Raw genomic sequence first — 890 nt, 5'->3', positions numbered from 1 at the left:
GGACGACGGGACCGCGAGGGACGGCGGGAGCCCGGAGCACGGCGGGCTCCCGGAGCACGGCGGGCTCCCCGAGCACGGCGGGCTCCCCGAGCACGGCGGGCTCCCCGAGCACGGCGGGCTCCCCGAGCACGGCGGAGTCCCGGAGCCCGGCGGGCTCCCCGAGCACGGCGGAGTCCCGGAGCCCGGCGGGGTCCCGCGCATCCAGTACGCGTCCGCGACGGGGCTCCGCATCCAGTACGCGTCCACGACGGGCGGGGAGACCCCTCGGACCCGGTTCGCGAGCGCCGAGGACGGGGCGCCCCCTCCAACTCCAATCCCGTACGCGGGCACCGAGGACGGGGAGACCCTTCGCATCCCACGCGTGACGGCGGCGGCCGGGGAGGCTCCGCCGGCCCCCCACGCGGCCTCCGCGGCCTCCGCGGCCTCCGGGCCCGGCAGGACCCCGCACGCCGTCACCGGGGACGCCGGCACCCCGCGGGCCGCGTGTGTGATCACCGTCGACGGCTCCTACGCGGCCCGTCTCGCCCGGGACGGCGACTCCTGGTTCCCGGAGCGCTGGACCCTGGACGGCCCCGAGCCCTACGCGGTGCCGCTGCCGGCCAACCAGCCCGAGGAGCCCGGCACCGAGGTGCAGCCGATGGGCGACGGGCGGGTGCTGATCAGGCGGTTCGCGGACGGACGGCACAGCTTCTCGCTGCTCTACCCGACCGGGCCCCGCACCGGCGAGCTGCCGCTGGGCGCGATCGAGTGCCCGGAGGCGGGGACGCTCCTGCGGCTGCTGCCGCCGGCGCCGGGCGGCGAGAAGGCGTACGCCCTCGCCGTGGGCCCGCGCTCCAGCGCGGTGTGGCTGGTGGCGGGGGGTGCCTTCGGGCCGGAGCATGTCGCGGAGG

General features: G+C 79.0%; 1 pseudogene. It reads left to right on the top strand.

Annotation, left to right across the window (positions count from 1 at the left end):
• Positions 1-199 precede the first annotated feature (199 nt).
• Positions 200-890, top strand: a pseudogene (locus EHS43_RS48670) (hypothetical protein); the annotation flags it as partial.

This window comes from Streptomyces sp. RP5T (assembly GCF_003933965.1).
GTDB lineage: Bacteria > Actinomycetota > Actinomycetes > Streptomycetales > Streptomycetaceae > Streptomyces.
The sequence above is the reverse complement of the archived record's forward strand: the minus strand, read 5'-3'. Positions and strand labels throughout refer to the sequence as shown.